The organism is uncultured Aquincola sp. (assembly GCF_964001545.1).
GTDB lineage: Bacteria > Pseudomonadota > Gammaproteobacteria > Burkholderiales > Burkholderiaceae_C > Aquincola.
The window spans coordinates 1-4,550 of the sequence record NZ_CAXFDV010000372.1 but is presented as its reverse complement, the minus strand read 5'-3'; the positions used below and the strand labels follow the sequence as shown (position 1 = coordinate 4,550).

Here is a 4,550-nt window from a genome sequence, read left to right as displayed (position 1 = left end):
GCACGCCGGATCCTGCTGACGCTGGAAGGCCTGGGCTACGTGGAGGCGCAAGGCCGGCAGTTCCGCCTCACGCCCAAGATCCTGGACCTGGGCTTTGCCTACCTGTCGTCGCTGCCGCTGTGGAACCTGGCCGAGCCGGTGATGGAAACGCTGGTGGCCGAGGTGAAGGAAAGCTGCTCGGCCGCGGTGCTGGACGGCGCCGAACTGGTGTACGTGCTGCGGGTGCCCACGCACAAGATCATGCGCATCCACCTGGGCATCGGCAGCCGGCTGCCGGCCTATTGCACCTCGATGGGCCGGGTGCTGCTGGCCGGCCTGCCGGCCGACGAGGTGCGCGCCCGGCTGTCGCTGCGCGAGCGCACGGCCTTCACCTCACGCACCGTCACCGACCTGCCCACGCTGCTGGGGCTGGTGGAAGACACCCGCCGCCAGGGCTGGTGCCTGGTGAACCAGGAACTGGAAGAAGGCCTGGTCTCGCTGGCCGCACCCATCGTCGACCGCACCGGCCGCACCATCGCCGCGCTGAACATCAGCGGCCAGGCCAACCGCACGCCGCCCGCCGCGATGGTCGAGCAGTTCCTGCCGCGCCTGCTGCAGGCCGCGCGGGACATCGCGCGGCTGCTGCACTTGAAAGCCTGATCACATCCTCAGCCGTGCTTGGCCTCGAACTCCTTCATGTAGTCGACCAAGGCCTGCACCGCCGCCACCGGCACCGCGTTGTAGATCGACGCCCGCATGCCGCCGACCACACGGTGGCCCTTGAGCTGCACCATGCCGCGGGCTTCGGCGCCCTTGAGGAACTCGGCGTCCAGCGCCGGGTCGGGCAGGCGGAAGGGCACGTTCATCAGTGAACGGTCTTCGCGCGCCACCGGGCTGGTGTAGAAGCCGCTGGCGTCCAGCGTGTCGTACAGCAGCCGGGCCTTGGCCTGGTTGTGGCGGGCCATGCCTTCCAGGCCGCCCTGGTCCTTGATCCACTGGAACACCAGCCCGGCGATGTAGATCGCATAGGTGGGCGGCGTGTTGATCATCGAATCGTTGGCCGCCAGGTGCTGGTAGTCGAACACCTGCGGCGTGATCGGCAGCGCACCGCCCAGCAGGTCTTCGCGCACGATCACCAGCGTGAGGCCGGCCGGGCCGATGTTCTTCTGCGCCCCGGCATAGATGAGGCCATAGCGGCTCACGTCCACCGGCTTGCTGAGGATGTTGCTCGACATGTCGGCCACCAGCGGCACGTCGCCGGTGTCGGGCGTCCAGTGGTATTCCACGCCGCCGATGGTTTCGTTGGAGCAGATGTGCACGTAGGCCGCGTGGGGGTCCAGGTTCCAGCTGTCTTGCGGCGGCACATGGGTGAAGCGGCTGGCCTCGGCCGTGGCCGCCACGCGCACGCGGCAGTACTTGCCGGCCTCTTCGATCGACTTCTTCGACCATTCGCCGGTGTGCACGTAGTCGGCGCTGCTGCGGCCGCGCAGCAGGTTCATCGGCAGGATGGCGTTCTGGCCCAGCGCCCCGCCCTGCATGAACAGCACCTTGTAGTTGGCCGGGATGTTCAGCAGCTCGATCAGCAGCGCCTTGGTCTCGGCCAGGATGCTCATGAACTCCTTGCCGCGGTGGCTCATCTCCATGACGGACATGCCCGAGCCGCGCCAGTCGCTCATCTCGGCGGCGGCCTGCTGCAGCACCGGTTCAGGAAGCGCGGCCGGGCCGGCGCTGAAGTTGAAAACGCGTGTCATGGAAAAGCGGCTCCGATGGGCTTCGTACGGGTGAGCCCGCGAGGATAGCGCCTGCCCCGCGCCAGCCCCGGCCGGGCCTGCGGCCGCCCTTTCAGCCGGCGTGCTCGGGCTCTTCGGCAGCGGCCGGCTCTGCGCCCGGCGGCGCTTCTTCCTGCGGCGCATGGCGCACCAGCGTCACCGGCACGGCCGCATGCTGCAGCACCGGCTGCGACACCGAACCCGCCAGCGCCTCGGTCAACGCGCCATGGCCGAAGGTGCCCATCACGATGGCGTCGCAGGCCTCGCGCTCGGCCACTTCCACGATCTGCTGGGCCGGCTCGCCGGTGACGATCTCCAGTTCGTAGTCCATGCCCGCTGCATCCAGCAGGGCCTCGGCCGCCCGCAGCGCGTTCTCGCCGGCCGCGCGCGCGGCGGCAGTGCGGGCGTCTGCATCGCGCAGCAGCAGCACTTCGTACAGGTGCGTCGGCTCCTGCACGTTGAGCAACAGGAAGCGGGCCTGCAAGCCGGCGCGCACCAGGCACAGGCCGTGGTGCACCGCGTCCAGCGAACGCTCCGAACCATCGATGGGCAGCAGGATGTGCATGGCAAGCTCCACAGCGGCGATGCGGCCCATCTTGCCAGCGCCCGTGCAGGCCGGCGCTGCGGGTCTACACCGTGTCGTCGTGCTTGGTGCCGAAGAGCTTGTCGCCCGCGTCGCCCAGGCCGGGAATGATGTAGCCGTTGGCGTCCAGGTGGCTGTCGATGGCGGCGGTCCAGCAGCGCACATCGGGGTGGGCCGCCTGCAGCGCGGCCACGCCTTCGGGCGCGGCCACCAGCACCAGCGCCCGCACGTCGGTGCAGCCGCGGTCCTTCAGCAGCTGGGCGGTGGCGATCATGGAGCCGGCAGTGGCCAGCATCGGGTCGATGATGATCGCGGTGCGCTGCTCCAGGTGGCCGACGAACTTCTCGAAGTAGCGCTCGGGCTGCAGCGTCTCGTGGTTGCGCGACAGGCCCACCACGCTCACCTTGGCGCCGGGCACGATGTCGAGCACGCCGTCCAGCATGCCCAGGCCGGCGCGCAGGATGGGCACCACCGTCACCTTGCGGCCCTGGATCTGCTCCACCTGCACCGGGCCGCTCCAGCACTGGAGCGTCACCGGCTGCAGCGGAAAGTCGGCCGTGGCCTCATAGGCCAGCAGCCGCGCCAGCTCCTGCGTGATGGCGCGGAAGTCGCGGGTGGTGATGCCGGCCTCGCGCAGCAGGCCGATCTTGTGGCGCACCAGCGGATGGGTGATCTGGATGACGGGCATGGACCGGCTTAGCCAGCTTCGTGCCAAGCGCGCCCTGCAGGCTGCTCGGTGCGGCTGCATGCCCCGCGCGCCTGTGCGGCCATCACGGCGGCCCTACCCTGCGGGCATGAACCCGCCTGCTGTTGCCGCCGGCCGCATGGCCGCCCTGCTTTCTCCAACTCGCCGACTGCTGCTGGCGCTGCTGAGCGCCGCTGCGATGCTGTCCGGCCCCGTGCGCGCAGAGGCCCCGCCTGCGGGCAGCGCCGCCGTGATGGCCGCGCTGCGCGAGCCCGGCACCATCGTGCTGATGCGCCATGCGCGAGCGCCCGGTGTCGGCGACCCGGCGGGCTTCAAGCTCGACGACTGCAGCACCCAGCGCAACCTCAATGACGAAGGCCGCGCCGACGCACGTGCCCTGGGCCAGCGCCTGCGCGAAGCCGGCGTGCCGGTGGGCCGGGTGCTCAGCTCGGCCTGGTGCCGCTGCCTGGAAACCGCACGGCTGCTGGGCGTGGGGCCGGTGCAGGCGCATCCGGCCTTCGCCAGCATTTTTCCGGACGATGCCAAGGGCGACGAGATCACGGCACAAGCCCGCCAAGTCATCGCCGACTGGCGCGGCCCGGGCGTGCTGCTGGCGGTGACGCACCAGGTGAACATCCAGGCGCTGGCGGGCGTCAACACCTCGTCGGGCGAGATGGTGGTGCTGAAGAAGCGGCCCGACGGCACGCTGCAGGAGGTGGGGCGGCTGCAGCCTTGATCCGGCGGTCTGCGCGCAGCGCTTCAGGCCACCGGCGCCAGCAAGCGCGGCAGCAGCTCGGCCGCGGTGCCGGCCAGGTGCTCGTCGGCGTCGTCGTCGATCTCCGTCGCCTGCGGGTTGAGGATGGCCACATGCGCGCCGCCGCGCCGGGCCACCGCGGCCAAGCCGGCGGCCGGCCACACGGCGCCCGAGGTGCCCACCACCAGCATCACCTGCGCCTTTCGCGCGGCGGCTTCGGCCTGCTGCAACACCTCGGCCGGCAAGGCCTCGCCGAACCACACCACACCGGGCCGCAGCAGGTTGCCGCACACCGTGCAGGCCGGCGGCCGGCCGGGCTGCTGTGGGTCGGCACGGCAGCCGCCGGCATGCCGGCAGGGGTCCAGCCAGCGGTTCTGCAGGATGTCGCCGTGCAGGCGCAGCACACCGTCCAGGCCGGCGCGCTGGTGCAGGTCGTCCACGTTCTGCGTCACCAGCGTCAGCACGCCGGGGCGGCGGCGGGCGAACTCGGCCAGCGCCAGGTGCCCGGCATTGGGCTGCGCGCGGCGCACGCCTTCGCGCCGCTGCTGGTACCAGTCCCACACCAGGCCGGGGTCGGCGCGGAAGCCGGCCTCGCTGGCCAGTTGCAGCGGGTCGCAGCGGGCCCACAGGCCCGTCTGCGCATCACGAAAGGTGGGAATGCCGCTCTCCGCGCTCATGCCGGCGCCGGTCAGCACACACACCCGCTCGGCCTGCGCCAAGCGCTGGCGCAGGCGTTGGACGGCGGCTTCGTCAGGCGCCGCCACGCTGGCGCAGGGCCTC

At 71.2% G+C, this 4,550-nt stretch carries 6 protein-coding genes; 2 read left to right on the top strand and 4 right to left on the bottom strand.

The features are described 5' to 3' along the window. Nucleotides 1-639 (top strand): IclR family transcriptional regulator C-terminal domain-containing protein (locus tag ABNT58_RS12855; RefSeq protein WP_348753869.1); only part of this gene is annotated, 639 nt, incomplete at its 5' end. A gap of 8 nt (nucleotides 640-647) precedes the next feature. On the opposite strand, the gene serC is transcribed toward ABNT58_RS12855, so the two are convergent. From serC to upp, 3 genes are all read right to left on the bottom strand, one after another. Further along, a complete protein-coding gene (gene serC, locus ABNT58_RS12850; protein WP_348753868.1) occupies nucleotides 648-1,730 on the bottom strand; it encodes a 3-phosphoserine/phosphohydroxythreonine transaminase in 1,083 nt (360 codons plus the stop codon). A 91-nt stretch (nucleotides 1,731-1,821) separates the two neighbouring features. After that, nucleotides 1,822-2,313 (bottom strand): universal stress protein, encoded by a 492-nt coding sequence (locus ABNT58_RS12845; RefSeq protein ID WP_348753867.1) that lies wholly within the window; start codon nucleotides 2,311-2,313, stop codon nucleotides 1,822-1,824. 64 nt (nucleotides 2,314-2,377) lie between these two features. Continuing rightward, nucleotides 2,378-3,019: a uracil phosphoribosyltransferase gene (gene upp, locus ABNT58_RS12840; protein ID WP_250199639.1), complete on the bottom strand. Its 642-nt coding sequence runs from the start codon at nucleotides 3,017-3,019 to the stop codon at nucleotides 2,378-2,380. Between the two features lie 106 nt (nucleotides 3,020-3,125). Here upp and ABNT58_RS12835 point away from each other — a divergent pair, with 106 nt between their 5' ends. Further along, the gene (locus tag ABNT58_RS12835; RefSeq protein ID WP_348753866.1) at nucleotides 3,126-3,752 is read left to right on the top strand and encodes a histidine phosphatase family protein; all 627 of its coding nucleotides are present in this window, start codon (nucleotides 3,126-3,128) and stop codon (nucleotides 3,750-3,752) included. Between the two features lie 23 nt (nucleotides 3,753-3,775). Here the strand turns inward: ABNT58_RS12835 and ABNT58_RS12830 are convergent, their stop codons facing one another. Further along, a complete protein-coding gene (locus ABNT58_RS12830; RefSeq protein ID WP_348753870.1) occupies nucleotides 3,776-4,534 on the bottom strand; it encodes an NAD-dependent deacylase in 759 nt (252 codons plus the stop codon). Between the last annotated feature and the right edge of the window lie 16 nt (nucleotides 4,535-4,550).